The organism is Bacteroidota bacterium (genome assembly GCA_039714315.1).
Classification (GTDB): domain Bacteria; phylum Bacteroidota; class Bacteroidia; order Flavobacteriales; family JADGDT01; genus JADGDT01.
In genome coordinates, this window is record JBDLJM010000223.1 from 1 (window position 1) to 3,441 (window position 3,441).

Here is a 3,441-nt window from a genome sequence, read left to right on the forward strand (position 1 = left end):
TAGAAGTGGCAGCTTTTTTGATTTAATTGTATTGAAGCTATTAAGAAAACAGCGACCGCCGGAAGCTCGTTTTCTTAAATTTTAGCGGAAAACAATTAATACCAATTACGCATCAAAATGACATATAAAATCTTTGTCTTTTCAATTTTATCTTCTGTAAAAAATAGTTCCATAGCCCTGCTATGCAACGATTTTTGTAAATCGTTAAAATCAAAAATACTTTGATTTTAACATGTCATTCTGAAACGTAATTGGTATAAATCAAAAAACTATAACGGATAGCCTGGTTCAGCCTGCCAAAAAAAAACCGCAATCGAACCAGTCGACTGCGGTTATACTAATTTATACTAAACCTTAGACTAAAACTTCACTTTTAGTACTAGCTTTAATATGCTTCATCACATCATAAGCGTGATTTATTGCCATTGCAATAGAACCTCCTTTTTTATAAACGATATCACCAACAATATACAACCCCTCTACACTGGTCATATAGTTTTCGTCAAAAACAGGGTGTTTACCTTCATCTAATTCAACCCCTGAACCTTGAAGAAACCCGATTGGAGTAGTTCCACCTATAGCCAAAATAATTCTGTCATAGATTGTATGGAAACCGTTGTCATAATTTGCTTTTATACGCCCTTCATATAGCTCAACACTCTCTACATTGGCAGAATAACGAACTCTTAAACGCTCTTCCTGCTCATATCTGATAGCCATTTCACGGTTAATATCGTTAGGACGGGAAAACTCCGTATCGCGAATAGCAACAGTTACATCGTTATCTACCGTAAGCTGACAAGCGTATTCCACACCTGAATCACCACCACCAACAACTAATATTTTTTCATGTCCACGACAATCGTAAGGATTGTGATTTATTTGTTTTTTAATAGAAGCCGGAATTTTCCATGAAGGCTTATTTGGTTTTCCCATTCTACCAATGGTTACAATAACTTTCTTAGCCTGAAATTCACCATTACGGGTAACCACATTGAATATACCATCTTCTTTTACAACACGGTCAACTTCGTTGTTATAAAGTGCATCAACTCCTTTATTATCCAACAAATCTTCGAAATAATCAAGAGTAGTTTCCTTAGTTCCATCGAAGAATTCAACGTTACCTTTCAGTTCTATTTCCTGCTTGTTGTAGACTTTATCGACCCTTTTAGAATCTTTATAATATTTTCTAATTGTTTGAGAGTGGTTTTCACCTTTCTCAATTAACAATACATTTTTTATGCCAAAAATTGAAGACTCAACAGCTGCAGCAATTCCTCCCGGACCACCACCAACTATTATTAAATCGTATACCATTTTTTTTGTGTTAATTTTAAAAGTTGTGCAAATATAATACAATGCGCAAAAACAACACTTAACATCATGTTAATTAGTGATAATTATCAATTTATTAATGACGAACAAAACCAACATATTGACAATCAACTCATTTCAACATTGCAAGCAAATGAATGACTTCGGTGTTTTTTATGCGCCTGTATCCTGCCATCCGTTATAGTCTCTACCTTCAGCTGCTTTTCGCAGAAGTCCTGCATGGGTCTGCCCTATCGGGTCAGCCAATGCAGAACTTTGCTCAATAGCAGTTGCCGGCAGAGAGCTGCCACTGCTGTCAGGGGCGAAGCTAAAACTTTACCCTAAACGCACCCCTCATAAGCAAAACCTCACTCCTTGCTATCCCAATTTCCTCAACAAGATCTTTCCACCCGGAAACTACCTCTACTACTTCCGATATTATCTGATCCATATCAGTATCACTTAACATAAAATACTCCCCTGAGTTCGACGAATAAACAAATCTCCAAACCTGTCACGCTATAGAGTGAGAAACAGTTAACCTACTCCACCACAAATTCATCAATAAACACCCACCCCTTTTCTCCGGTATCTTCATTACTCGAATTTGCCACTTCCACTCTAAAATATCTTGCATTAAGCTTTAGTTCTTTGACTTTAAGAATTTCTTTTCTTTTTGTATTGTCCTCTGTTACAGTAGGGAAAAATTCCTTAATTAGCTCATAATTCTCACCATCTTTTGAATAGAATATTTTCACATTCCGGGACATAAGTATTTGATTCCCTCTATCTACAAGGAAGCTTAATCGCAATCCGGAAATCGTTTTATTTTGTTGCATATCAACATCAAAAAAAACATCTTTATCAAACCACCCCTGCCAATATCTATCATCAAATGCTGTACTACCTATTAACCCGTCAACCAAACCAAACTTCTTCCCTGAAGAATACTTTGGAGAATACGTATTATTATAGCTTACAAGTGCTCCTTTGGCAATATTCTCAAACACAGTTATACTATCGGTAAATACACTTCCAACTATATTACCACTCTCAAATACACTGGCATTTATCCGTGTATTGCCGGTAATTTTAATAGGCTTTGTATATATTGGAGAATTGATGTCAGGAAGTTTCCTACCTATTTCATACCTAATCTCCGTTTGCTTGTATTCGTTGAACAATTTAAGTTCAAGTTGCTTATTCTCAGGGTTTATTGCCTTTTCTGATCTGATATTGTATGAACTTTTAGAATAATTAATCCCAAGAACATCAAGCCTTCTGAACATAAATTTGACCCTTTCTGAAAAATCATCCCAATTTTTATTCTCAGGCTTTGTCCATAAAACTTCCGAAACAGCTAACATTCGCGGCAGAATCATATACTGTAAATGTTCCAAATTTGGCATATACTCAGTCCATACATTTGCCTGAGCTCCCATAACATATTGTTGATCTTCGATTGGCATTTCTGCCGGTATCGGATCAAAACTATATACATGATTCAATGTAGAATATCCACCTATTGCTAATGGTTCTTCACTTTTATTCCCCTGATAATGATCGAGATACCAATAAGTGTCGGGGCTCATAATTACATTATGTTTCATGGATGCCGCTTCTAATCCACCTTCGGTTCCACGCCAACTCATCACAACTGCCCCTTCCGCTAATCCACCTTCTAAAATTTCATCCCAACCTATCATATACCTTCCTTTTGTTTTTAGGTATTTTGATATTCGTTTTACCATATAACTTTGAAGTTCTTCCTCGTTTTTGAGTCCCTCATCAGCTATTCTCTTCTGGCAATGGTCACATTTTTTCCAATTGGTTTTTGTTGCCTCATCTCCTCCTATATGTATATATTTTGAAGGGAATAGTTCAACTACCTCATCAAGTACATTCTCTATAAATTCAAATGTTGATTCTTTACCCGGACAAAATATTTCTGTAATTGGCCACACACCACCCGATGGAACCATTATTTGCTCTTGGCTACACGACAAATGAGAATAAGAAGCTATTGCACTCATAACATGGGCAACCCCTTCTATTTCGGGAACTATACTTATATATTTTGATGAAGCATATTCTACAACGTCCTTTATTTCCTGCTGAGTGTAA

General features: G+C 36.2%; 3 protein-coding genes. All 3 read right to left on the minus strand.

All coding sequences use genetic code 11. The features are described from left to right. Positions 1 to 354: 354 nt before the first annotated feature. Positions 355 to 1,320, minus strand: a complete 966-nt coding sequence (locus ABFR62_13685) for an NAD(P)-binding domain-containing protein (GenBank protein ID MEN8139470.1) — start codon at positions 1,318 to 1,320, stop codon at positions 355 to 357. 325 nt (positions 1,321 to 1,645) lie between these two features. Beyond that, positions 1,646 to 1,768 (minus strand): hypothetical protein, encoded by a 123-nt coding sequence (locus tag ABFR62_13690; protein MEN8139471.1) that lies wholly within the window; start codon positions 1,766 to 1,768, stop codon positions 1,646 to 1,648. Positions 1,769 to 1,859: 91 nt separating this feature from the next. Further along, on the minus strand, positions 1,860 to 3,441 hold a 1,582-nt coding region (locus ABFR62_13695; GenBank protein MEN8139472.1), incomplete at its 5' end, for a family 20 glycosylhydrolase.

What these genes read in the sequence shown, in the direction of transcription:
- ABFR62_13685 (MEN8139470.1), bottom strand. Translation starts at nt 1,320, where the DNA reads ATGGTATACGATTTAATAATAGTTGGTGGTGGTCCGGGAGGAATTGCT.
- ABFR62_13690 (MEN8139471.1), bottom strand. Translation starts at nt 1,768, where the DNA reads ATGGATCAGATAATATCGGAAGTAGTAGAGGTAGTTTCCGGGTGGAAA.